Annotated in this window: 19 protein-coding genes; 11 read left to right on the top strand and 8 right to left on the bottom strand. The window is 42.1% G+C overall.

Annotated features, from left to right (window positions below):
* Positions 1-13: 13 nt before the first annotated feature.
* Complete coding sequence (locus tag LEP1GSC060_RS02580; protein ID WP_002994883.1) at positions 14-1,903, bottom strand: ABC transporter ATP-binding protein; 1,890 nt, start codon at positions 1,901-1,903, stop codon at positions 14-16.
* On the opposite strand from LEP1GSC060_RS02580, the gene LEP1GSC060_RS02575 reads away from it, so the two are divergent.
* Positions 1,903-3,450, top strand: a complete 1,548-nt coding sequence (locus LEP1GSC060_RS02575) for an ABC transporter substrate-binding protein (RefSeq protein WP_155119606.1) — start codon at positions 1,903-1,905, stop codon at positions 3,448-3,450. The two genes, LEP1GSC060_RS02580 and LEP1GSC060_RS02575, sit on opposite strands and share 1 nt — an antisense overlap.
* Here the strand turns inward: LEP1GSC060_RS02575 and LEP1GSC060_RS02570 are convergent.
* Complete coding sequence (locus LEP1GSC060_RS02570; protein WP_002995183.1) at positions 3,428-5,851, bottom strand: transglycosylase domain-containing protein; 2,424 nt, start codon at positions 5,849-5,851, stop codon at positions 3,428-3,430. The genes LEP1GSC060_RS02575 and LEP1GSC060_RS02570 overlap by 23 nt on opposite strands.
* Before the next feature lie 256 nt (positions 5,852-6,107).
* On the opposite strand from LEP1GSC060_RS02570, the gene LEP1GSC060_RS02565 reads away from it, so the two are divergent.
* From LEP1GSC060_RS02565 to LEP1GSC060_RS20460, 3 genes are all read left to right on the top strand, one after another.
* Positions 6,108-6,329, top strand: a complete 222-nt coding sequence (locus LEP1GSC060_RS02565) for a hypothetical protein (protein ID WP_002995255.1) — start codon at positions 6,108-6,110, stop codon at positions 6,327-6,329.
* The gene (locus LEP1GSC060_RS20465) at positions 6,326-6,502 is read left to right on the top strand and encodes a hypothetical protein (protein WP_230458294.1); all 177 of its coding nucleotides are present in this window, start codon (positions 6,326-6,328) and stop codon (positions 6,500-6,502) included. The genes LEP1GSC060_RS02565 and LEP1GSC060_RS20465 overlap by 4 nt, the downstream gene beginning before the upstream one ends.
* 179 nt (positions 6,503-6,681) lie before the next feature.
* Positions 6,682-6,978 (top strand): hypothetical protein, encoded by a 297-nt coding sequence (locus tag LEP1GSC060_RS20460; protein WP_230458293.1) that lies wholly within the window; start codon positions 6,682-6,684, stop codon positions 6,976-6,978.
* 38 nt (positions 6,979-7,016) lie between these two features.
* On the opposite strand, the gene LEP1GSC060_RS02555 is transcribed toward LEP1GSC060_RS20460, so the two are convergent.
* Positions 7,017-9,038, bottom strand: a complete 2,022-nt coding sequence (locus tag LEP1GSC060_RS02555; RefSeq protein ID WP_002995055.1) for an OmpA family protein — start codon at positions 9,036-9,038, stop codon at positions 7,017-7,019.
* A 111-nt stretch (positions 9,039-9,149) separates the two neighbouring features.
* On the opposite strand from LEP1GSC060_RS02555, the gene LEP1GSC060_RS02550 reads away from it, so the two are divergent.
* Both LEP1GSC060_RS02550 and LEP1GSC060_RS02545 read left to right on the top strand, forming a co-directional pair.
* Positions 9,150-10,784, top strand: a complete 1,635-nt coding sequence (locus LEP1GSC060_RS02550) for an ABC-F family ATPase (protein WP_002995206.1) — start codon at positions 9,150-9,152, stop codon at positions 10,782-10,784.
* Positions 10,785-11,235: 451 nt separating this feature from the next.
* On the top strand, positions 11,236-11,625 hold the full coding sequence (locus LEP1GSC060_RS02545; RefSeq protein ID WP_002994858.1) for an LA_3696 family protein: 390 nt from the start codon (positions 11,236-11,238) through the stop codon (positions 11,623-11,625).
* 169 nt (positions 11,626-11,794) lie between these two features.
* On the opposite strand, the gene rdgB is transcribed toward LEP1GSC060_RS02545, so the two are convergent.
* Both rdgB and LEP1GSC060_RS02535 read right to left on the bottom strand, forming a co-directional pair.
* Positions 11,795-12,385, bottom strand: a complete 591-nt coding sequence (gene rdgB / locus LEP1GSC060_RS02540; RefSeq protein ID WP_002995307.1) for an RdgB/HAM1 family non-canonical purine NTP pyrophosphatase — start codon at positions 12,383-12,385, stop codon at positions 11,795-11,797.
* A 6-nt stretch (positions 12,386-12,391) separates the two neighbouring features.
* On the bottom strand, positions 12,392-12,730 hold the full coding sequence (locus tag LEP1GSC060_RS02535) for an STAS domain-containing protein (protein ID WP_002994866.1): 339 nt from the start codon (positions 12,728-12,730) through the stop codon (positions 12,392-12,394).
* Positions 12,731-13,202: 472 nt separating this feature from the next.
* Here LEP1GSC060_RS02535 and LEP1GSC060_RS02530 point away from each other — a divergent pair, with 472 nt between their 5' ends.
* The gene (locus LEP1GSC060_RS02530) at positions 13,203-14,312 is read left to right on the top strand and encodes a catalase family protein (protein ID WP_002995163.1); all 1,110 of its coding nucleotides are present in this window, start codon (positions 13,203-13,205) and stop codon (positions 14,310-14,312) included.
* Between the two features lie 8 nt (positions 14,313-14,320).
* Here the strand turns inward: LEP1GSC060_RS02530 and LEP1GSC060_RS02525 are convergent, their stop codons facing one another.
* From LEP1GSC060_RS02525 to LEP1GSC060_RS02515, 3 genes are all read right to left on the bottom strand, one after another.
* Complete coding sequence (locus LEP1GSC060_RS02525) at positions 14,321-16,405, bottom strand: ATP-binding protein (RefSeq protein ID WP_002995395.1); 2,085 nt, start codon at positions 16,403-16,405, stop codon at positions 14,321-14,323.
* 14 nt (positions 16,406-16,419) lie between these two features.
* Positions 16,420-17,208 (bottom strand): alpha/beta fold hydrolase, encoded by a 789-nt coding sequence (locus LEP1GSC060_RS02520; protein WP_002995491.1) that lies wholly within the window; start codon positions 17,206-17,208, stop codon positions 16,420-16,422.
* Between the two features lie 236 nt (positions 17,209-17,444).
* The gene (locus LEP1GSC060_RS02515; RefSeq protein ID WP_002994920.1) at positions 17,445-17,915 is read right to left on the bottom strand and encodes a nuclear transport factor 2 family protein; all 471 of its coding nucleotides are present in this window, start codon (positions 17,913-17,915) and stop codon (positions 17,445-17,447) included.
* Between the two features lie 212 nt (positions 17,916-18,127).
* On the opposite strand from LEP1GSC060_RS02515, the gene LEP1GSC060_RS02505 reads away from it, so the two are divergent.
* The 4 genes from LEP1GSC060_RS02505 to LEP1GSC060_RS02490 all read left to right on the top strand — a co-directional run bounded on the left by LEP1GSC060_RS02505 (position 18,128) and on the right by LEP1GSC060_RS02490 (position 23,587).
* The gene (locus LEP1GSC060_RS02505) at positions 18,128-19,000 is read left to right on the top strand and encodes a hypothetical protein (protein ID WP_036095162.1); all 873 of its coding nucleotides are present in this window, start codon (positions 18,128-18,130) and stop codon (positions 18,998-19,000) included.
* Positions 19,001-19,229: 229 nt separating this feature from the next.
* Positions 19,230-20,204, top strand: a complete 975-nt coding sequence (locus LEP1GSC060_RS02500; protein ID WP_002994874.1) for a class I SAM-dependent methyltransferase — start codon at positions 19,230-19,232, stop codon at positions 20,202-20,204.
* Positions 20,201-22,528, top strand: coding sequence for an FAD-binding oxidoreductase (locus LEP1GSC060_RS02495; protein WP_002995022.1), 2,328 nt, complete (start codon positions 20,201-20,203; stop codon positions 22,526-22,528). The genes LEP1GSC060_RS02500 and LEP1GSC060_RS02495 overlap by 4 nt, the downstream gene beginning before the upstream one ends.
* Before the next feature lie 129 nt (positions 22,529-22,657).
* On the top strand, positions 22,658-23,587 hold the full coding sequence (locus LEP1GSC060_RS02490) for an MBL fold metallo-hydrolase (protein WP_002994869.1): 930 nt from the start codon (positions 22,658-22,660) through the stop codon (positions 23,585-23,587).
* Positions 23,588-23,593 lie beyond the last annotated feature (6 nt).

The following is a 23,593-nucleotide window of genomic DNA, read 5'->3' as shown; positions in this document are numbered from 1 at the left end:
GAATTTCCTTAAGTTATGCGCTTTCGGGGGATTCGGCGAACTGGATGTCGTAGAGTTTTTTGTATTTACCGTCTAGTTGGATCAGTTCCGCATGAGTTCCGGATTCCGCGATTCTTCCGTCCTCCATCGCAAAGATTTTGTTTGCGATTTGTACGGTGGAAAGTCTGTGAGCGATGATGATTACGGTTCTGTTTTTGTAAAGGGATTCGAGCGCCTGTTGAACCAATCTTTCCGATTCGGTGTCAAGCGCCGAAGTCGCCTCGTCCAAGATCAAAATTTCCGGATTCAGCAGTAACGCTCGGGCGATCGCGATTCTTTGTCTTTGGCCGCCGGAAAGCATCACTCCGCGTTCTCCCACGATCGTATCAAAACCTTCTTCGAAGGAAAGGATGAATTCCATCGCGAACGCCTGTTCGCAAGCCGTATAAAGTTGTTCGTCGGTTACGTTCTGATTTCCGTAACAGATATTTTCACGGATCGTTCCGTTGAATAAAAAAACCTGTTGAGACACGATTCCGATTCTTTTTCGGAGATTACTCAGATCCAGTTCCCGGATATCGATGTCGTCGATTAGAACGTTTCCTTCCTGAGGATCGATCAATCTCGGTACAAGATCGACTAACGTGGATTTCCCCGCGCCCGACGCGCCCACCAACGCGATTGTTTCTCCTTTCCGAATCTCGAAGTTGATTTCCTGAATCGCGGGATTTTTAGCGCCCGGATAAGTGTAAGTTACGTTGTTAAACGACAATCCTTTTTCCATTCTTTTTAAGAACCTAGGACTTGCAGAATTTTGAATATCCGTCTCCTGATCCAATAACTCGAACACACGATCGCCCGCCGAAATCGCGCTCTGAATCGAATTGGAAAGCATACTCATCTGTTTGAAAGGTCGCATTAAAAAAATCAGCGTTAAAAAGAAAGCCATGAACATACCGCGAGAGAACGTTCCGTCCTCCATCAGATACGCGCCGAAACTCAGGAAAATCACCGCAACAATCGAACTGAATAATTCCGTGAGAGAAGGACCGACCTGATGATAGAAATGACCCTTGAACGTTTTATCGGAAAGATCCTGGTTGAATTCCCAGAAACGTTTCGCTTCCGTTTTCTCCATGGAAAAGGCTCGGATTACGCGAATTCCGGAAATCACTTCCTGAAGATGTCCGTTTAACGAAGAAAGGCGTTCCTGTTGATTGCGTGTGGCTCTGCGGATCTTATCGGCGAAGGCGGAGACCGGACCCATCACGATCGGAACGATGATAAAAACCGCGAGGAACATCTTCCAACTCAAGTAAAGGAGAAGAAGTAAATGTGTGACGATATAGAAAAAATCCGTGATCGCATCTTTTAAATCCGAGCTGATCAGTTTGCCTAGAACTTCCACGTCGTTGATGATTCTACTCATGAGGATTCCGGTTTTTTCCCGCACGAAATGATTGAGAGGAAGAGTCTGAGCCTTTGCGTACAACTCCGCTCTTAAATCGCGAATCGCGAGATAACCCGCGGAGTTGATACAATAAACCGCCGCAGCGAGGAAGATCAGTTTTAAAAGATAAACCGGAAAAACGATAAAACAAAAAAGTAAAACGAGTTGGTCGTGGCTCATCTTTTTTAAGGAGGAGTTGAGCTGCACCTTCCACACCGCGAGTCGGAGTTCGATGGATTCAACGTTGGAAAAAGAATCGTTTTCTTCCGAACGTTGCAGAAGCGACTTGTCTTTTTTGGTCAGAGAAATTTCGAAATTCGTTTTTTCTCCGGTGCCGAGAGAATCGAAGATCGGAATCAAAGAAGTAAGAGAGGCTCCGTTTAAAACCGAAACGAGAAAGGAAAGTACGATCCCCGAAGTTAATCTGTATTTGTACTTGAAAGAATACTTTAGGAGTCGTTTATAGATGTTCATTGAACAGGTTTAATCTTTTGAATACTTCTCTAACCTTTTTCGCAGGAATCCTTGTTTTGTCCCTTCTTTTTTCCGGTTGTAGTTCTCAAGAAGAGGATCCGGAAGAATTGATTCTTTCCATACCCTCGGACCCGATCAGTTTGGATCCGTTGTTTTCCACGGACTTATCTTCGCGTACTCTCGGAAAATTTTTGTATCCTTTCTTATTTCAAAAAACTCCGGACGGTAAACCGGCCTATCAACTTGTGGAATCGTTTCAATTGTCCGGCGGCGGAAAGGTTCGTTCTCTCAAACTCAAACTTAGAACGCATCTTTTGTCCAACGGGGAAGAATTAAAAGCGCAACAAGTTCGCGAATCTTTGCAAAGACTCGTAAACACTCCCGGTCCGAGAAAAAATCAATACTCGTTCATCCGAGAAATCAACGTTCTCGGTACAAAAAAAATAGAACTGAAAATTTTCGGAGGACTCAGACAAGCCGTGGACGCTCTTTCTTTGCCGCCAGCGGGAATCGTATGTTGTAAAAACGGAGAGAAGTTGGAAGCGGAATCGTTTGAAACATTAGAAAAAAATGATATTCTTGCGGTCCCGAAAGCGGGAAAATACCTTCTCAAAGAATGGAAAAAGAACAATTATATTCTTCTCGAAAAAAATCCGCACGCGGTCGAAGATCTTCCTAAAAAAATTCGACTGAGGATTTTAGCGTCCGGCTCCACGGGGGTTTTTTTGTTTTCCAAAGGGAGAATGGACTTGATGCGTCTTCCGAATTTTCTACTCAAAAATCCGCATATCAAAAAGGAAAATCTTCGCTTTAGAAAGGGAAGAGGCGTTCAATACGTGGCGATCCGGGCCGAGGAGCCTTGTTTCGATTTGAACTTTAGAAAAGCCTTAAATACGGCGGTCAATCCGAATCTCGTGATACAAAAATTATTGGAAGATAACGCGGAGCCCACGTTCGGCCCGGTTCCGCTCGGAAGTATTTCGCAAACGAAGATACAAGAAATCCTCGCGGGAAATCAGGAAATCGATTCGATACAAACTCATTCTCAAGAGAAAGCGAAAGAGTATCTGAAAAAGTCGATTTGTTATCCGAAAATTCTCGAAAGAGAAATCGATTTCAGAATGCGAGGCGACGAGGAAAACAACGCGAACGGATTGGCGTTGGCGGGATTTTTAAAAGAACTCGGATTGAAAGTGAAAATTCATCCGATGGAAAAAGCGACTCTTTACAAAGAAAACGCGGAAGGGAAAGGGGATCTAACGTTGCTTTTTTGGTACGCCGATTTGCCCGGAGCTTGGAACTTTATCGATCCTTTGTTTTCGGGAAAAGATAAGGGCAACGGAGGTAACCGGGCTCATTACGAAAATCGGGAACTCGAAAATATAATCGCAAAAGCGAGAAGTTCCGATTCCTTGAATTCGGAAACGACCGAGGCTCTGCAAATTCTTGTCAGAGAAAACCCCTGGATTTATCTTTGGTCTCCATATGAGGCTTTTCTAATATCCGAAAAAGCGAAACGTTATTCTAGTTTGGAGGATTATCTGTAATTTCCGGAAGTTCGAGCTCCACGGAATCTCCGTCGTTTTCTTCCGCCTGAGGAAGTCCCGTTGTTGTTCCCGGTTCTTGCGCGGGACTTTCGGGAGTTGCGGTTGTAACACCGGCCGGCGGCGGAGGTTGTTCTCCGATATAATAATATTGACCGTACAACGGATACGAACACGGAACCGAAGAATGAAGCAGTAAACCGGTCTCTCCGCAGACGTCCACTTGCACAAAATCGCCGTTAAACGGTTTGACGAGCGTTTCGGAAAATCCGATGTTTCTTGCGATGTAGTTCACGTAACGAAACCAAATGTTTCCGCTGATTCCGGAACCCGAACCTTCGAACGGAGCGCCGACGTCGTTCCCGATCCAAACCGTCGTGACCAAATCGGGGTTCACACCGGCGAACCAAGCGTCTCTTACTCCCTTGCGAGTTCCCCATTTTTTACGAGCTTCTTTCGGAGACTGAACCGTTCCCGTTTTGCCGCCCATTGGAAAAGAATCTTCTTCCTTAGTTTTAAGTTTCATCGTACCTTGTTCGCTTAACACCGCTTCCAAAAGATTGATCGTTTCCGCACACGCAACCGGATCTAAAATTTGAATCGCTTCGTTCGGATCTTTTAACGGAGTCGAAAACATTTCACTTCCTTCAAAATCCGTAATTCTTAAAATTTGAACCGGAGTTACTTTTTTGCCTCCGTTTGCGATGGTCGCGTAGATTAAGGCGAGTTCCATCGGAGATAATTCTCCGGAGCCTAACGCTAAAGAAAGATTCGGTTGGAATCTTCTTTCGAGAGTGGCCTTATCGATTTCCAAGATCATCGAAATTTTTTCCAAGAAGTCGCTTACACCGAATTCGTTTAACAATTTTACGGAGATCGTGTTGATCGATTGTGCGAACGCGATTCTTGCGGTGATTTCACCTTTGTAACCTTTGTACCAATTCTTAGGAGAATAACCTCGGATATTAATTTCCTCGTCCATAACTTTGGAAGAAGGAGTGATGATCCTGTTTTCAAAGGCGATCGCATAAATGAGCGCTTTGATCGTGGAGCCCGGTTGTCTGAGCGCGGAAACGGCGCGGTTGAGTCTGAATATATTAGAAATTTTGTAACTACCAACCATCGCCTCGATATAACCGTTTCCCGGATTGATGGAAATCAAAGAACCGTTCATGTTATCGACGATGGATTGTTGAATTCTTGCCTCTTCCGAAGCGCCTTTTTTCATATAAACGGATTTGACTTCGTTTAACTTTTTACGAACGGATTCGATTCCTTCTCTTAAGGATTTTTCGGCTGCGTCTTGTTTGTCGTAGTCCAGAGTCGTATAAACGTTCATACCTCGGGTTTCAATGTCGATTTCGGAGAACGTATCCAAAATGTGCTGACGAATTCCGTAATTAAAATCCGGCGCCAGGTTGACGGTAAAATCCTTATCAAAACCGTAACGAGCTATTTCCGAAGCGTAAAATTCCTTATCTCCGTCTTTTGTGATTTCGACTTTATAAAAGTTTTTGAATGTTTTGAGATTGGATTCTATTTTCTTTGCAAAATTCTTTTCAATGCCGGAAGGATTCGGATGTAGACGTTGGTTTTCGGACATCGGAGTCAGAACCAACTTTTGTCTTTTGAGAGCGGTTTTCAAACTTCGAACCGGATTGTAATTGGAAGGCGCGGGGATGATTCCAACGAGCATCGCGGCTTCTTCCGGAGTGAGTTCCGCTGCGGGTTTGTTGAAGTAGTAACGGCTCGCTTCTTCGACGCCCGTGTTTCCTTCTCCCAAGAAAATACGATTGAGATACATGGAAAGAATCGTGTTCTTATCGAATTGACTTTCGAGATAAAAGGTACAGTAGAATTCCGTAATTTTGTTGAAGATATTTCTCGCGCCGAGATCGAGAGTGAGTTTTGCGAGCTGTTGTGTGATTGTGGAACCGCCTTGTTTTTGGAAGGTGGTGAGATTGATGAAGATCGCTCTTAGAAGCGCGGTGTAATTGATCCCGTGATGATTGTAAAATTCCCTGTCTTCGGAAGAGAGAAGCGCCCAGACGATATTTCCGTGTTCCGCGAGATTGTCCGTACGAATCGGTTTGAATTTTCTTCTGGAAAATTCTCCGATCAACTTTCCGTTTCGATCCAGAATTCGAATCGGACGGATCTGACTGATTTCGTAATAATTTGTGACTTCGTTTTTGAACTTATCCAGATTGGAAACGACTTCGTCTTTTTTGGTCAACCAAACTACGTAAGAGCCGCCGATCAAAAACGATGCGATTGCGATCGCGGCAATGACCGCATAACGGAAGATTTGCGTCCAATGCGCTTTTAAAAAGAGAAAGATCTTTACGAAACTTTTTTTGAGTGAATTGAAAATGGAAAATACTTTTTCGTTACCGGGTGTCATCGTTTTCTTTTACCTTGTCGGATCTCAGAGAAAGACAGTAGAAACGACCGAATCTTTGTAAAGTATTAGAAAACTTTCAAAACGGAATTCACGTTAAAATAATACAAAACGATAAATTTAGACAATTTGAAGGATTTTAAGAAACCTTAATTTTTCTTGAAATTTAGATACTTCTATTTTATCTTTGAAAATAATCACATAAATACTTTTCTCATTTTTAATTTTGATCCATAATAGAGGAAGGTTATCGCCACTTATGCGTGCCAAAGATTTAAAACAAACCGACGAAGAGATTGAAAAAGCAATTTTGGAAGGAATTAATGGAGTCAATGATTTGGAGTTAAATCATTCCGAAGTCTATGATCCTTACGTTATCTTAAATGCAATCGATAAAGCAAATGATTTTATGGCTGAATTTAATCGTCATGGTTTATCGCCAAAAGACTTAATCGAAAGTCTACGCAGGAATTCGGATTGAAAGAATATCATTCAGCTAGAGAAAGAATAAATAAGTTCATTAAGGAAACAGCTGGATCACTGAAAAACGATTTGGATCTTTTGGCAAAAGAAAGGGCTAGGATAAATTTTGAATTAATAGCGCCTGGTTCAAAGGAAACAAAGATTTGGTTCCTGATTTCGAGTTATATATAAATCTAAGAGACACCGAAAGAAAGTTAGGCCATGCCTTTAAAAAATATTGGCACACTGTGTTTATTTATCGATCGATTTATTTTTTGACCGAGAATATTAAATATTCTAAAATTATATCTTTAGAATATTTCTTTTTTCTTAAGTCTGACATTTTATCTAAATCGGGATCGGAGCCGGAATTGGAAGTGGATTCTCAAAATAAAAGTCAAAGTCTTTTTTATAAAAGTCCTCTTTCGCATTTTTTCGGCTATAAAATACTTACTGAAATTCTTTCTAGAAGTCAGACACCATTGACGCCCGTCATTTTAAAAGCATTTAGTTTAGTGCCGGCGTATATTTTCGACGCTTTTCAACGTTTCGAAATGTCGCGTGACCGCGAAGTCAAAGACCATTTTGAACTCAAAAATCATCTCGAAGAAGATCCGTTTCTGTCTCAGGTATTGGGAGTAATTGATAAGAATCATAACGGTTTCTAAAAACTCATTCATGATAGTGATTGTATTCACGGACGGGACTACTCCGAAGGTTTCTTCTTTAAAATCGTAAAGTTGACTCTTCGATTTTTTCTACGTCCGTCTTCGGAATCGTTCTTGTTTAAAGGAACGCTATCGCCGAAACCTCGGGTCTGAATTCTTTCCATCGGGATCGAATGTTTTTTGGAAAGATATTCCGCGACTGCAGCAGCGCGTTTTTCCGAAAGGAGCAGATTGTCCTTTTTCTTACCAACGTTGTCCGTGTGGCCTTCGATCCGAATTTCAATTTCCGGATTTTCCTTAACGATTTCGGCGAGACGATCGAGTTCCGGCGCGGACTCCGGTGCGATCCGAAAACTCTTGGATTCGAAAAATAAATTATTGATTTGAATCGTTCCCCGTTCGTTGATCGGAGGAAGTTGTAAAACGACTTCCACTTTTTCGGAGAATTTCTTTTTGGAATTTAGATTCAAATTTCGTGATACAGGAAGATAACCTTTTTTCTGCGCATAAAAACCGTAATTATCCCCGAAAGGAAGAACGATCGAAAAGTTTCCGGTGGAAGGATCGCTTTTAGAACTTCCGATTTTTTCGTGAGACTTTAGGGATTCGTAATGTATATCGGCGGAAAGAGGATTGCCTTCGGTATCGACCACTTTACCGTTTACGACGACGACCTTTTCGGGACGCATATCTTTCGGAAGATATGCCATAAACAACTGACCTTCCCTACTGATATAAGCCCAGTCGCTGTTCGCGGGAATCGAAAAGAAATTCACGCCCTTCAGATTTTCGGAAACTTCCGACGGTTTGGTCCATTGATCCCAACCGTCGCCGATTCTTTTCGTCATATAAACCGAAAGACCTTTGTGTCCGTCGCTGGAAAAATAAAGAGTTCTATCGTCGCTCGCCAAAAACGGAGCCATTTCTTCGTGATCCGAATTGATGACTTCGCCCAAGTTCGTTCCCAGAGGAAACGTTCCGTCGTTTGACATTTTGCTCGCGTAAAGATCCAACTTCCCTTTCGAGTCTTTGTGTTGAGAAGAATAGATCAAAATTCTTCCCGAAGAGGAAAGAGTGGAGCCGCCGAAAATTTCCTGGCTCGAATTGTTCTTCTTTCTATAGAGATTATAAAAATCAGGAAAATTTAATATACTCGGCTTGGACCAGGAATCCTTTTCCTTAAAACTTTTATAAAGAGGAACTCTTCTTGTGATCCGTTTCGTTTTCTCGTCGTATTCGTTTCGCAGTTCTTCGATTTTTTTTCTGTATTCGTTGGAGTTCTTGGAGGAACGCGCTGCGGATTCGCTCTTGGATTCAAAGTCTTTTCCGAGTTCGTCCAAAAGTTCTTTTTCGCCAAACGTGCCGAAGACGAAGAGTTCGTTTCCTCCGGGAAGCGCCGAGATAACCGCCGAAGGCATTTCGTTGTTCAAAGGCGCGTTCATTTCTTTTCCGTCTTCCCAAAATCCCCTTTCGTCGAGTTTGGAATACCAGATCTTTTGAGTTCCGGATTTACCTCGTTTGATATAAGCGGTCCAGAAAAGATATTTTCCGTCCGGAGAAGCGTTGGGATTGAACGCAAATATATTATGATTTACGTAATCGGGAATTTTTTTAATCGTCCAGGGTTTGATCTCTTTCGAATCGAGAAACGGATAAATTTCGTAACGAATCGGGTTACAGTTGGAACTCTTCATGTCGCAGAGAATTCTCACGGTCTTATCGTTCAACCTGGAAAGTTCAGACGTAATTTCATTGGACTCGATCGGAACGTATGCGTTTTCCGTGCCGAGTAATTTTCCAAACTGAAGGATTTTTCCGGTCAATAATTTATAACCTATTTCTAGACGGAATGTTTCGTTACCGGAAAGGTTTGCAGCTGTGTTTTTCGGTTTCTCCCGCAACTGTGATGCGAACTGAGCGGGTCCCTCTTTTCGAATCGGAATCCAAGAAGCGGCTTCACCGAGTTTCTTAAGGGATGAGTTCTTATCCTCGGCCTGAAGGTCGATGAAAAACGGAAAACCCAAGATCAAGGCGAGTAGCGCTTGCAGTACGGTGTGCATACGTTTTTAACTTCGGTAGAATTTCAAAAGTCCTTAATTCTACTTTTTCTTGGCAAAAAACCCTATCTTGAAAATCATGGTCATGATTCTCCCCCCAGTAGGTATTCTCACATGATCAGCACTTCCGGATTGACTCTAAACTTTGGTAAAAAAATTCTTTTTGAGAACGTTACGGTTAAGTTTAAGGAAAATTGCAGGTACGGATTGATCGGAGCGAACGGTTCCGGTAAATCCACGTTCATGAAAATTCTTGCGGGATTGGAACAAGCCGCCAACGGGGCCGTTTCGATCGACGCGGGAATTAAAGTCGGATATCTAAAACAAGATCACTATGAGTACGAAAACGAAACCGTAATCAATACGGTTATCATGGGAAACAAGGAACTCTGGGAAGTTTCCAAGGAAAGAGACGCGATCTACTCTAAACCGGAAATGTCCGACGAAGACGGAATGAGAGTTTCCGAACTGGAAGAAAAGTACGGAGAACTCGGAGGCTACGAGGCTGAAAGTACCGCAGGAGAGTTACTCGAAGGTTTAGGAATTCCCACAACGAGTCATACTCAGACTCTTGCATTTTTAACCGGAGGTTTTAAACTCCGCGTTCTTTTGGCTCAAGTTTTATTTCAAAAACCGGACGTCCTACTTTTGGACGAACCAACCAACCACTTGGATATCAAGACGATTCATTGGTTGGAAGAATTTTTAACCAACTACCGCGGCGTTGTAATCGTGATCTCTCACGACCGTCACTTTATCAATTCGATCGCGACTCATATCGCGGATCTGGATTATCAATCTCTTACGATTTATCCCGGCAATTACGACGATTATATGGAAGCTTCCACGATGGCCCGCGAGAGATTGCTCGACGAGAACAAACGTAAGAAGGAAAAGATCGCCGAACTTCAAGATTTCGTAAACCGATTCAGCGCCAACGCGAGTAAGTCCAAACAGGCGACTTCCAGACAGAAACAAATCGAAAAGATCAAACTCGACGACGTTAAACCTTCTTCCAGGGTTTCTCCTTATATCCGTTTTAAGATGAAGAAAACTTTGGGTAAGGACGTGATTCTTGCGGACAATATTTCGAAGTCCTATGATAGACCGATCTTTAAGGATTTTACGATCAACATCACCAAGGGCGAAAAAATTGCGATTATCGGAACCAACGGAGTCGGAAAAACGACTCTCTTGAAAACTCTGATGAAACAGATCGAACCGGATAACGGAAAGGTTGCGATGGGAGATTCGGTCACATCTTCCATCTTTCCTCAGGATCACCGGGAAGGTATATTAGAAGACGCTGATACGATTGTGGAGTGGCTTTATCGATACGCGGATCCCGGAACCGAAATGGAAGAGATCCGCGCGATTTTAGGAAGAATGTTGTTCAGCGGGGACATGGCTAAAAAACCGACGAGCGTTCTTTCCGGAGGAGAAAAATCCAGGATCATCATCGGAAGAATGATTATCTCCGGAGACAATTTGTTGGCTCTTGACGAACCTACGAACCACTTGGATTTGGAGACGATTGAAGCCTTGAACTATGCCCTTTCCATATTTGAAGGAACCGTAATATTCGTTTCTCACGACCGCGAGTTCGTATCTTCTTTGGCGACTCGAGTGATCGAAGTTTCCACGGAAGGAATTCGAGATTTCAAAGGGACCTACGAGGATTTCTTGGAAAGAGAAGGCGCGGAATTTTACAAACGTTTATCCGGTGGACCGGTTTTAGCGGAATCGTGACGAGCGACTCATGGAGCCCTCACAAGTTGGCTTCGAGTGGTTAGATTTTAGCGGTTAGAAATTAGGATTCACTTACTTCTGAGAATGATTGATTGAAATAGGCGCTTCATTTTCTACGGATCATTCGACAGAAAGCAATTCACTTTAGTTTATCCACCCAAATGCGGGTGGGGCGAATCTTTTACAGTGGATTTCGTATTTCCGACAGATAGATCTTCAGATTCAAGTACTTGTGGGGTTGGTTATGATAAAGGATCCACAGTCCTTGTTCTCGACAAAATTGAGATCAAGTTTCTCGAATCAAAACCAAACCATCCGGTTTTCCACTTTGTTTTAAAATTCTAAAATAAATTTCAAATTTTTGAACCTTTCCGGGCGCCCTTCGGAACCGTTTCGGTGAGGGCAAATTTTTTCGCTTGCCCATTTTTTTTTGAGGGGGTAGTTTATGATCATGTCAGCATTAATTCAAAAGGTTCCCAGAAGATTGGGTGAACTCTTGGGTCCGGAAGGCACCGTGGAGTTTGTGGATTTTTTAAACCGTTCCTTTGGACAAAGTCATTCCAGCACGATTGAAGTCGTGACCGATCGTTTTGAACGTCGCCTTTCGGAGGAAAGTAGTAAACTTCGTTTGGAAATGTCTGAATTAAGATCGGAGTTTCGATCCGAATTTTTAAAGGTAAGAGCGGAATTTTCCGATTTAAAAGCGGATTTTGCCGATCATCGGGCGGATATCAAATCCGAAATTTCGGAAATTCACAAGGCCATATCCTTACAAACGAAATGGATTTTAGGCGTGGCGATCGGATCGATTGGAGTATTTTCGATCATCGTAAAATTCTAATATTACAAAATCGATGTTTTCCTTTCGGTTTTGCAAGCTGCAAAAGGAAAACTCCGATTCAATTTCTTTTTCCGGAATGTTGATTTTATCCCAAAAAAATAGTTTCCTTTTCCGAAAACGTTTCGATATAAAACGGAAAAAGTTTTGGACAAGTTTTTAAAGAGGTTTTTTACGATTTCGTTTTTAAGAATTTCAAAAGCCCTTCGAGGGCTTTTTTTCTATGAGAAACCGAATTTTTTTCCGCTTCGGGGACTTGTGAAAAAGTTTTTTGAAACGGCGGAAAAATAAAAACGGGATCATAACCGAAACCGTATATTCCAATTCTGTCATATTCTTCCGAAATGATCCCGTCACATCTGCCTTCGAAACTTTGTTCCGTGGTTTCGTCCACGTAGGCGATTACACAGGAATAATACGCGTTACGATCGGGGTTTCCTTTCAGTTTTTCTAAAAGAAGAAGCGCGCGTTCCTCGTCATTCAGCCCGAGGCCCCCGAATCTCGCGGAGTAAACTCCCGGTTCTCCACCGAGCGCAGAGATACAAATTCCGGAATCGTCCGCGATGGACGGAAGGTTCGTTAAACGAAACAATTCTTTCGCTTTAATGAAAGCGTTTTCAGAGAATGTGGAACCGGTTTCCGCCGCGTCAAAAGAGACGTTCAAATCCTTGGGTGTAAAAATCCGAACTCCCAGCTCCAAGAGGATGGAGCCGACTTCTTTTACTTTATGAGGGTTATTAGTGGCGAGAGCGAGTCGCTTCAAAGGAGATCAGCGATTCAGCTTAAATTCGTCGAATGCGTCTTCAATGTTGGGAACTATTTTAAAGACCTTGTCCAACATCGTGATTTCGAAAAGCTGCAAAAGGTCCTCGTCGTTGACTACGATGATGATATCACCTTCCGCGCTCTTAAATTTCTTTTTGTAAGAAACGATGATGCCTAGCGCGGTAGAGCAGATATGGTTCACTTCCGTCAGATCGACGATGATCTTCGGGCTTGGATCGAAATTGTGTTCGCTTAGGTTTCGATCCAATTCTTCGCTGTCGGATTGAAGAATGGATCCTGCAATTTTTATGATATGAATATCGTCTTGTACTGTTATTTCCATGGGCTTTCCGTTACTTCTGTGGCTGTTTGAATTTGGTTTTTCAACAAAAAAACGGAATCTGTATCGGATTTTTAGCGTGTTTTTTGGGGATTTAGCCCGCCGCAAGGAAGAATTTTCGTTTTTGGTAAGGATTCCTTCTCGTTTTATCCGGTTTTAAATCTGATAAGTCGAGCTTTTTGGGGAACCCATCCGTTAACATATATTTGGCGGTGGAAAGTTTGGGCGAATCCATCCAAGGGATGGACCTATCTCGCGTAACGAGACTTTAGTTCTTAATTTCTGCTCCGATCAACAAATTGAAGGATTGATTCCAATATCGAAATTTTTTTGTCATTCCAATTTGTCGGTCTAACTTCAATTGCTTTCGCATTTTTGGCGAGATAAAAGCGCTTGAATTCTTGTTCCGCAAAAATAAAAGAGAAGAATTTTTTGAAATCAATGATCCGATCCTTGGATCGGTTGGAGTGGAATCATGGGAAAAAAGATCGGATATATCGCGTTAGGAATTTTACTTTTACTCTTTTTGTTTTATCGGATGGGACAGGGGCCTAAGGTTCAAATACCCAAGGATATAAAACCGGGAGCGGAGTTTACTTTTCCCGGAGAGGAAAAAACTACCGAAGACACACTTGCACTTTTGGTTTCTTCTCTCAAAGAAAAATATCCTCCGGGAAACGAGGCAAAACGGGACGCACATCCGTTTGCGCACGGTTGTGTCAAAGCGAGTTTCACCGTATCTTCTTCGATTCCCGAAGAATTCAAATCCGGAATATTCAATTCTTCTAAAACGTATCCGGCTTGGATTCGGTTTTCAAACGGTTCTATTACGAAAAAATCGGATCGGGAAGGGGACATTCGAGGAATGGGGATCAAACTTTTGGGAGTGGACGGCCCTAAGTTGGCGGCGGATGAAAAACGAACTCAAGATTTTTTACTGATCAATCATCCCGTCCTTCCGGCGGGAGCGCCGGACGAATATCTCGCTTTGTTTAAAGCGGCGTTCGCAAAACGACCGATGTCCTACTTTTTCGGAGGAATGCCTTGGAATTGGAAGTTGACCGCTTTGCAAGAATCCGTTTCCATCCGAAGAAAAAAGATTCCGGATGTTTTGGAAATTCGTTACTGGAGTACGACTCCCTATCGTTTGGGAAAAGATTCCAATGCGGTAAAGTATTCCGCAAGACCTTGCGAAACGAAAAATCTCGAGGTTCCTGAAAACCCCGCGGACGATTATCTGCGCCGAACGATGATTTCACATCTCAAGGAAAAATCCGCTTGTTTCGAATTTATGATTCAAAAACAAGGAGATCCGATTTCTATGCCGATCGAAGATCCGGCCGTTCATTGGAATGAAAAGGATTCCCCGTTTGTTGCAGTCGCTAAGATAGAAATTCCTATCCAAGAGTTTGCCACGCCGGAACAGGATCGTTTTTGTGAAAATCTTTCCTTAAATCCTTGGCATTCTTTGTCCGAACATCGTCCTCTCGGAGGAATCAATCGCATTAGAAAAGTTGCATACGAAGCGATCGCAAAATACAGACACGAGCAAAACGGAGTGAAACAATTCGAACCGACCGAATGATACGACGATCATCGGTTTTCGAATGAACTTAGGATTACCTCGATTTGAGAAACGTTATACGGCTTTGTAAGTAGGTTATCCATCCCTCTTTGAACGGCGATCTTTTGGATTTCGGGAGCGGCGTTTGCGGTTAAACCGACGATTCGAATCGACTTTCCCTTCGGAAATTTGCGAATGATTTCCGTTGCGGAAAGTCCGTCGATTCCGGGCATATTGATATCCATAAAGATGAGATCGTAGTGGTATTTTCTCACTCTCTCGATGGCTTCCAATCCGTCTTCCACCAAAGAAGGTTCGATCTTTTTCTTTTTTAAAATCCTACCCAGAAGTTTTTGATTGATCGGGTTGTCTTCCACGATCAGAACTTTCAAACGCGAAAGATCCGATCCGTCGGATGTTTCCTCGATTTTAGAACCGGAAGTTTCCTTTTCTCCGTTCGAGTTGGGAATTTCAAGTCCGATTTCAAACCAAAACCGAGTACCGATTCCGGCTTGGCTTTCCACATTAATTTTACCTCCCATCAACTCGACTAACTTTTGTGTGATCGATAATCCCAGTCCGGTGCCGCCGAAATGTCTTGTGATGGATTTATCGGATTGTACGAAAGGTTCGAATACGGAGTTCAACATGGAGGAAGGAATTCCGATTCCCGTATCGAAAACCCAGGTTCTGAATTTTAATTCCGTATTCGTTTTTTCTAATATATCAAATCCGATTTCGACGGTCCCTTCTTTTGTGAACTTCGTCGCGTTTGAGACCAAGTTCGTAAAAATTTGGCCGATTCTGACCGGATCTCCTTTGAGTAGTTTCGGAAAATTCGGAGGAATGAGGACTTTCAATTCGTTTTCATTCTTAAGTATTTCCGCGCGTAAAAGGGAAACGAGATCCTTTAATAATTTTTCCATGTTAAACGGAATGGATTCCAATTCGATTTTTCCCGTATCCGCTTTGGAAAAATCGAGAAGATGATTTACGATCTTTAGAAGATTGGCCCCGCTTCTTTGAATCAGTTCCAAAGAATCCCTTTGATCCGGGTTTAACGGAGTATGTAATAGCAGTTCGGTGATTCCCAATATCCCGGTCATGGGAGTTCGAATTTCGTGACTGATGTTCGAAACGAAAACGGTTTTTGCGAGATTTTCCCGTTGTGCGATTTCGCTTTTTTCCTTCAAAGCTTGATTCAATAAAGCTAATGTTTCCTGTTGTGAATAAAAAGAAGTGATTTCCTCGAAAAACCATAATCTTCCCGGAGCGATTTTACCGGGCAAAAGAACGCAGGTTACTTCGAACACTTTTTTATCCGGATCGGCAAACATCCATCGAGTCGAAAATTTTTTCGAATTCGGATCGGATAGGTTTCGATTCACTTCCCGAAAAATTTCCTTTTGATTGACTGCGGATTGCATCAATGCGGTCATCGAAGCGGAAATTTTCCAGGAGGAAACTTCTCCCCCTTTCGGAAGTGTAAGAAGTTCCGCGGCGCTTTCGTTGATCCAGGTTTTACCGGTGCCGGAGTCCATAAAAATAATCGATTGAGGAATCGTTTTTAAAATGGAATCCAATTGGGAATGGATCGAGTTGAGTTGGATTTCCTTGTTTTTAATCGAAAAAACTTCGCAAATTCTAGGAGATAATTCCGTTACGGTTCTTAAAAAATCGGATATATGTTCCATAGATTTTGAATATAAAAATAAAAGAATACACTTGCCGTTGCCTTCCGCGTTTGAAATCGGAAACACGATCATTTGTTCGAAATTCACTTCTTCCAGAGCGTCGAAGTTGGAGAATCTGATTTCTTCTCGGCGTAGAACGAACGGCGGAACGGATCGGTTTTCCGGATATGCGATCGACAACAGATGTATATTCGTTTGACTTATGGAAAAATCGATTTTAGGTAGGACTTCAGCGATTCTGAGAGATAAAGAGTCGGTACTTTCCAAGAGAATTAGAAAATCTGCATGTACTGCCGTTTTGCAAAGGGAATAGAATTCGTCCATTTTCGCCAGGTAAAGGCCCTTTGAAAAGAGTTCGAACGAACGTCTGTGAAATTCGTTGATTTTATCGGGAAGATGATTATCGAAGATATCGTTCATTAGAATTTACAAACTTAAAAAAATGATTTGAGTTCTTCGATAACCGATTCCGGAGAACTGAAATGCGGTAGATGTCCCGTTGCGGGAATCGATTTAAAAACGGCCTGGGGAATATTGGTACTGAGATATTTTCCCACTTCGATAGGAACCGCGATATCCGAGGATGGTTGTAGGATAAGAACCGGTCGTTTACATTGATTCAAATCCTTTCTATGATCGGATTGAAAGATGGTTCTTGAAACCGTAAGTCCTATATCCGGCCGTATTTCTCGTAACGATTCGGCAAAACTTTCAGCCAACTCGGGACGATCCGAATTTCCCATGATCATTGGCGCAAAACCTCCCGCCCAGGAAAAAAAATTCTTTTCCATCATCGCGAAAAGTTGATCCAAGTCGTTTTGTTCAAATCCCCCTTTGTAGTTTGTATCGTTTAGATAACGCGGAGAAGCGCTGATAAACGCAAGTTTTGAAAAAAGTTCGGGTCTGCGGATCGACGCGATCAATCCGATCATTCCGCTTACGGAATGTCCCACATAAAAAGTATTTTCAATTTGAATTTCATCCATAAGAAGAATCAGATCTTCCGCATAGGAATAAAGATTGGAATAACGGTCCCGACTGAAAAAAGAAGGGTCCGTTTTTCCGGAACCGATCGTGTCGAACAGTATAAGTTTATAATGATCTTTTAAATGAGGAACGAGTTTATCCCAAGTGGATTGATCACAGCCAAAGCCGTGACTGAATACGATGGTGTTATTTCCGGAACCGATAATTTTTAAGTTGTGACGAGGAGCTCTTTGCATGGATCTTTTTTTTCTTAAAGAATGTTTTCAACTGATCGTAAAATTTTCAGCTATCAGATAGGACTGTAATTTTGAATTTTTTAAGCGAATCCTTTTTAAAATTCACGCGATCTTATTCAAGAACGTTAAATACGCTTTGAATTTTTACGATGGAACTTTTAAGGCGAGAAGACCAACTTCTAACACCGATTTTCCAATGATGGAGGATATCGGTGTTAATCGGTAGAAACTTTGGTTTATTTCTGTTTTTTAAGGTGCAGATCTAGGTTTCTTCTTGCTTCCGCTTTCACCTTATTTTGGAGAAAAGGAAGATAGCCCAACAATAAACCGGGAAGTCCGAGCGCCTGTCTGGACCAACGATAAAAGCCGAATCGATCCGTATGTTTTACGATCTTTCCGTCTTTACAAAGGAGTTCCGCTCGAATCACGTTATGCACCTTTCGACCGGTTTTTGAAAAAGTATAATTCGCTTCCCAGGTTACTTTTCCGATATCTCCGTCGGACTGAATTTCTCCGAATTTTAATTCCAAGTCTTTTCCTCTTGCGATCAACATCTGCCACATTCCTCTGGCCTCGGTCGCGTTGAGATCTGAAAAAACGGGGTCGTTGAAAATTACGGAATCGGAATAAAGCGCGCCCATCTTCGCGGCGTCTTTTTTCTGAAAAGCTTCGTAAAATTCCTTGGTAATTTCGGCGGCGGATTTCATAGAGTCTCCCTAATTTGTTTCGAACGATTTTGTATCGAATATCCGAAAATGTTTTTTGAATTCCGTTAGTGAAATCGAGACGACCTTTTTGTAAATTTCTTTTCGACATTGATCGAGTCCCGTCTCTTTTTGAACCGGAATTTCCGGACCGATTCTTCCATGTGTTGACAATTTATTTCTAAAATGTTGATTGGGTTCCTCTGGAGAATTCAATGAACCGTTCAATCGATACACTTTCTTTTTTCCATTCAAAACGTTCGATATCGTGCAAGGTTATGTTTGCGTTTTTAATCTTCCTTTTCGCATTGAGCGGACCTTTGTTTTCGCAAACACAAGGCGGTTATTATGCCTTGGTCTATTCCAAATCGGGCGTGATCGGTTCCATAGAATTTAACGGGATGACGATCGTTCCCGAATCGGGAAAGGAAGACGTAAGCGGACAGATCGATCTGAACGTCTGGATTCTTCCCGGCGTAAATAAAATCAAAGTCAAAGGAATCCGCAAAAGAAAAGAAGATGAATTCGCTCCTAAGATAAAAGCGATTCTTTATCTGGGACAGAAAGGACAGTTCCCGGACGAAGGACAAAAAATTGCGGGCTTTGAATGGGAAGAAGGAGAAGGTAAACCGGCTCTTCCTTTGGAACAAGAAGTTACTTTTACTCCGACGGAAATTCCTCCTTCCGAGCTTTGGAAAATTGCGGAAGAGATTCAATTGACCGCTGAAGATAAGGAAAAAATTCAAAAGCTCGTCACGGATTTATACAACGGTTTTCAGAAGAAGGACGAGAAAAAACTTTTGGAATTGACGGAATTCAGAACGAAAGAATTCGCACGCGCAAGATATTATTCTACCGAAGACGATATGAAAGATCTAAAAAAAGGAATTCAGAATATTCTAAAGTCGATCGGCGGAAAACTGGATAAGCTCGATTTGAGCGAACTTCAGTATCATTTGATCGCTGATAAGAAGGTCGTCACGATCACATCGAAATCCGGAAAAAGTCCTATCGAAAGTAAAAAGAAAGGATTCTCCGTTCCTTTACATCTCTCAAAAGTTCAAGGAGAATGGATCATTTCCCGTTAAACACAAAGTTTTAAGAAACGTTTTGAGAACGAGTTCGTTTCTACGTTGTCATTTTTAATTTAGAAAAATCGTTTTTCGGTCAAGTTGCGGGTCGATGTTTCGTTATAAGATTAAACTGCGAACGGAAATCTTCACAGTAGAAAAAAGGATATTACATATTTTACATATTCCGTTTAACGTTTCTGAAAATGAATTGCCGAAAGATTCGGATCTTTCAATCTGACGCACAATGAAAGATCTGAATCGGAAACAATTTATAAAGTCATTCTTCTATTTATTTTTGAGCGGATTTACGTTAGACCTTCTTTCCAAAGATAAGAATGGAAAGCCCGATCTATTGTCTCCGAATGAAAATTCGAATTTTAGAAACGTGTATTTGGATCCGAAGTTGAGAGAGGAATTTTTTCTCTTTCTTAAGAACGTTTATCATCTTTATCCCGAAGAAAATTTTCATAAACTCATATTCGAACTTTCTAAAAGCAGACAAACGGATCGGGAAATCTACGAATCGATCTTAAAAGAAATTCCTCAGATAAAACCTTTTGCCGGAATTATAACCTACGCGCTTCCGGCTCTCAAAAAACAAAAGATAGAAATTTCAAAAGAAGTCGTGGATCTATTGGGCGAAGGAAGTCGGTTTAACGGTTATCTTGAAATAGGAACCACCGGAAGATATGTGGGCAATCTGAAAAAGAAGATTCGGCTCGAAGGCGCCGTTTTTGTTCTCAATGATCTGGAACCGAAATACAGTCCGGAAGACTTGGTGGAAAGAGGACGAGTTTCCAAGGTCGGAACATTTGTTCCTTTGGGAGATTACGATCCGATCGGTGAAGGTTCGATTGCTTCTGAAAGTTTGGATCTTGTGACGAACTTTATCGGCTTTCACCATTCTCCTTCAAAACGGTTGGACTCATTTATCGGATCGATTGCGCGAGTTTTAAAACCGGGAGGAAAATTGGTTCTCAGGGATCACAACGTCGATTCCAAAGAAATGAATTCCATCGTCGCGTTGGCTCACGATGTGTATAACGCAGGTTTGGAAATTCCCTGGAAAGAAACCTCCGCACAAATTCGAAACTTTACTTCCGTTGCCGAGATCGAAGAGAGGGTGAGTCGATTCGGTTTAAAACCTTTGGGAAAATATGTTCTTCAGAAAGGCGATCCTACTAAAAATACGCTGATGGCGTTCGTAAAATCCGCATGAAAAAATTCATACTTCTTCTTTTTGTTTTCGTTAGTTACGTTTTTGCGAATCCTACGATCGTAAACGACGTAACTCAGATCAATCCGATTCCCGTAAACAAAGTCGTAACTCCGGCCACGTTAAACGAAATTCAGGACTTGGTGAAAAACCACGAAGGTCCGATCTCCATCGGAGGCGGAAGATTTTCCATGGGTGGACAGATCGCGACTGAAAACGCGTTATTCATCGATACGAGAGAATTCAATAAGATTCTTTTTTTCGATCCTAAGACAAAACTCATCACGGTCGAACCGGGAATCACTTGGAGAAAACTTCAAGAGTTCATCGATCCTTTCGATCTTTCCGTTCAGATCAAACAAACGTATTCTAATTTTACGATCGGCGGTTCTTTGAGCGTAAACGCGCACGGAAGATACATCGGTTACGGCCCTATGATTCTTTCGGTTCGCTCCATCAAAGTGGTGTTAGGCGATGGAAAGGTGGTGGCCGCTAGTCCTAAAGAAAATCAGGAAATATTCTACGCTACAGTCGGCGGTTACGGAGGAATCGGAGTCGTAGCGGAAGTCACTCTTGCATTGACCGAAAACGTGAAGGTCAAACGGTTCGTGAAAAAACTTCCCATCACGGAATATAAAAAATTCTTCTTTGAGAATATTCGAAATAACACAAAGGCGCAATTTCATAACGGAGATATTTATCCGCCCGCGTATGAAAACGTAAACGCGGTCACTTGGGAAAAAACGGACGAACCCGTTACGGTCGAAGATAAAGTTGTCCCCGTCAAAGAAAGTTATTGGCTCGAGAATTTGATCTATTTCTGGTTAACGGAACTTCCGTATGGAAAAGAATTGAGGGAATCGATTTTAGATCCTCTTTATTATCGCAAAGATAGAATCGTCTGGAGAAATTACGAGGCCAGCTACGACGTTCAAGAGTTGGAACCTCCTAATCGAAGGATCAGCACTTACGTTTTACAGGAATATTTTGTTCCAGTCGAAAAGTTCGACGAATTCTATCCTTTGATGCGAAATATTCTGCAAAAACACGACGTAAACGTGATGAACATTTCGATACGTCACGCGAAACAGGACTCCGGTTCTTACTTGGCTTGGGGAAGAACGGAAGTTTTTTCCTTTGTCATCTATTACAAACAGCGCGTGTATGAAAGCGCAAAAAAGGAAGTCGGAATCTGGACGAGAGAATTGATCGATGTTGTGACGAGCGTGGGAGGCGCGTATTATCTTCCTTATCAACTTCACGCGACGGTTTCCCAGTTTCACAAGGCGTATCCGAACGCGGAACGATTCTTCGCATTAAAAAGAAAACTGGATCCTCAGTATAAATTTAGAAACAAACTCTGGGATAAGTATTATTTTCATGAAAAGGAGGATCTCAATCTGAGATTCGTTTTGGATGCGTCCAAGGATTATACACGCAACGAGGACCAGACTTTCTTGACTTTACCGGAATGGTATATCGTATTCAGTTCGGATGAATATGCAAATTTTCTAAAACATTCTCCACCGAGCCAATTTCCTTATTTTGGAAGTATCTCACAATTCTGGAAAATTTACGGAAGGGTCATCGTTAAAACCTGGAATTCATACGAATTCAACTGGGGTTATCATCTGATGATCAACGTAATCGGGATCAGTTATTCCGGAGAATTGTTCTTGAAGGCGTTATACGAGAATTCAATCGGAAGATTTACGGAATGGGTCGCAGGAAGCGGCGAACTTTCCCCCGAGATGAAGGTGGAAGGATATATGCAATTTATTGCAAGGGATTATACCGATTTTGTAAGATTGCGTCCTTGGTATGAATATCCGTTTTATTCAAAGTTCAAAGAATTTTGGACGATTCAAGACGGAGAGAATACGAGCCTGATCCGGAGGTTCGAAAGAAGAATGTTCTTTTCGGCGGAGCTTCTTGTCAAAGCCGCTTACGGAAAATTGATCGGTATGGGAACCGAATCCGTTTACGAACCGGAGACTTTTGAAGTAAAAGCCTGGGTCAAGGAGAATGGTAAGAGCAGGATCCAATCGATTCCAAGATACGAAGCCTTTACACAAACCGTTCCGAAGCTCGTTAAGAAAAACATTTCTTTTGTGGAGATCGCGGGAAACCGACAAATTCTTTTAACCTTGATCGTTCCCTTGGAAACGAATATACGGGATTCGGAGACCGTATTGTACGAATGGAAAATTCTGACGGAACCGAATCTGAAGCGAGTCGCCTTGATTGCTCCCGTTTCAAGGCTTCATGAAATTCTAATGAAGGCGGAGGCGAACGGATTCAAATTGGATCATATTTTTGATTTTTGATTATTGATTTTATCGGGAACGGAAAAAGTTCCCAAAAAAATCTCAGAAATAAGTTTTTGTCTTAGATATTTTATATTCCGAATTCAAATAGACCTTGATGATTTCCATTGAATTGGAATTCTGCGAAACATGAAATATCCATTCAAACTCTTCGCTCTATTTCTTTTTATCTCCTGTGCGGTAACGTCTCGTCCTTCTAACACGATCACAATCGGTAGGCCGTTTCAACTGCAAGATATCAATCCTGAAAAGAAAGGTCCGATCCTATTTCAAAAGATGATCGCCGCCGATTGGGTCGTCGATAGAGGCGGGTTGATCAATTTAAAAGATCCGAAAGCGTCCGCTTTAAAATCCGGAGACGAACCGATCCAGATTTACTTTTATGTGATCGATCATCCTAAGTTCGGAAGATACGTGATTGATACCGGTATTTCGAAAGTTTTCCGGAAAGATCCGAAAGAGTGGCCGGTCTCTTGGATGGTTGCTTCCGCAATGAATACGGCCGCCCTCAAAGTTAGACTCACTACGGACGAGTGGCTTCATCAAGATCCGAAAAAAGTGGAAGGTATTTTTTTGACGCATCTTCATTTGGATCATATTCTCGGAAGCGCGGACTTTCCGCAAGTTCCCATGTATGTCGGTCCCAAAGAAGCGACGCATAAAAAATTCATCAATGCCTTCGTTCAAGGAAGCACCGATCGTATGTTAGGCGAGAAACCCTCTCTTTCCGAGTTGAATTTTCCCGAAAGTACAAAGGATTCTTCCTTTCCTCCAATTGATTTTTTCGGAGATCAATCTTTTTTGATCTTTCACGTGGAAGGTCATACCAAAGGAAGTCTTGCGTTTCTAATTCAAAGTTCGTCGGGATATCAACTCGTTTTAGGGGATTCCTGTCATACACGTTGGGGATGGGAGAATAACGTGACTCCGGGGGATTTTTCGGAAGACCGGGAAAAGAACAGAGCGTCTTTGGATTTTTTAAGAAATTTGGCTTCCCAATTTCCGGGAATTCAAGTGCATCCGGGACATCAAAGTATAACAGAAAATTCTAATCAATAAATCTTG

Source organism: Leptospira weilii serovar Ranarum str. ICFT, assembly GCF_000332415.1.
Classification (GTDB): Bacteria; Spirochaetota; Leptospiria; order Leptospirales; family Leptospiraceae; genus Leptospira; species Leptospira weilii_A.
The sequence above is the reverse complement of the archived record's forward strand: the minus strand, read 5'-3'. Positions and strand labels throughout refer to the sequence as shown.

Coding starts and splice junctions, on each gene's coding strand:
- LEP1GSC060_RS02580 (WP_002994883.1), bottom strand. CDS start 1,903: ATGAACATCTATAAACGACTCCTAAAGTATTCTTTCAAGTACAAATAC.
- LEP1GSC060_RS02570 (WP_002995183.1), bottom strand. CDS start 5,851: ATGACACCCGGTAACGAAAAAGTATTTTCCATTTTCAATTCACTCAAA.
- LEP1GSC060_RS02565 (WP_002995255.1), top strand. CDS start 6,108: ATGCGTGCCAAAGATTTAAAACAAACCGACGAAGAGATTGAAAAAGCA.
- LEP1GSC060_RS02555 (WP_002995055.1), bottom strand. CDS start 9,038: ATGCACACCGTACTGCAAGCGCTACTCGCCTTGATCTTGGGTTTTCCG.
- LEP1GSC060_RS02550 (WP_002995206.1), top strand. CDS start 9,150: ATGATCAGCACTTCCGGATTGACTCTAAACTTTGGTAAAAAAATTCTT.
- LEP1GSC060_RS02545 (WP_002994858.1), top strand. CDS start 11,236: ATGTCAGCATTAATTCAAAAGGTTCCCAGAAGATTGGGTGAACTCTTG.
- LEP1GSC060_RS02535 (WP_002994866.1), bottom strand. CDS start 12,730: ATGGAAATAACAGTACAAGACGATATTCATATCATAAAAATTGCAGGA.
- LEP1GSC060_RS02530 (WP_002995163.1), top strand. CDS start 13,203: ATGGGAAAAAAGATCGGATATATCGCGTTAGGAATTTTACTTTTACTC.
- LEP1GSC060_RS02525 (WP_002995395.1), bottom strand. CDS start 16,405: ATGAACGATATCTTCGATAATCATCTTCCCGATAAAATCAACGAATTT.
- LEP1GSC060_RS02520 (WP_002995491.1), bottom strand. CDS start 17,208: ATGCAAAGAGCTCCTCGTCACAACTTAAAAATTATCGGTTCCGGAAAT.
- LEP1GSC060_RS02515 (WP_002994920.1), bottom strand. CDS start 17,915: ATGAAATCCGCCGCCGAAATTACCAAGGAATTTTACGAAGCTTTTCAG.
- LEP1GSC060_RS02505 (WP_036095162.1), top strand. CDS start 18,128: ATGAACCGTTCAATCGATACACTTTCTTTTTTCCATTCAAAACGTTCG.
- LEP1GSC060_RS02500 (WP_002994874.1), top strand. CDS start 19,230: ATGAAAGATCTGAATCGGAAACAATTTATAAAGTCATTCTTCTATTTA.
- LEP1GSC060_RS02495 (WP_002995022.1), top strand. CDS start 20,201: ATGAAAAAATTCATACTTCTTCTTTTTGTTTTCGTTAGTTACGTTTTT.
- LEP1GSC060_RS02490 (WP_002994869.1), top strand. CDS start 22,658: ATGAAATATCCATTCAAACTCTTCGCTCTATTTCTTTTTATCTCCTGT.